Raw genomic sequence first — 267 nt, 5'->3', positions numbered from 1 at the left:
CGGTGGCGCAAGACAACAGCTACGGCACCTGGAAGGCATTCAAGAACCAGTACTGGCCGGCCGTGTACCTGATCGACAAGCAGGGAAAGATCGTCTACTCGCACTTCGGCGAGGGCAGCTACGGAACGACCGAGAAGAAGATCCAGGCGCTGTTGGCTGAGCCTGCGCCTTCTGGGGTCTAGATTCCGTTCTTCTTTTCGTCGCGTTGTGCGTTGTTGGCGCTGCTGTTTCGGGTCATTCAGGGCTTCGCCCACGCCGACGGTGTGC

At 59.6% G+C, this 267-nt stretch carries 1 pseudogene; it reads left to right on the top strand.

The features are described from left to right. Positions 1–182: pseudogene (locus DBV14_RS33730) on the top strand (thioredoxin); the annotation flags it as partial. Positions 183–267: the final 85 nt, after the last annotated feature.

It is taken from the genome of Variovorax sp. KBW07, assembly GCF_003852515.1.
Lineage (GTDB): Bacteria > Pseudomonadota > Gammaproteobacteria > Burkholderiales > Burkholderiaceae_C > Variovorax.
This window is presented reverse-complemented; position numbering and strand designations above follow the sequence as displayed.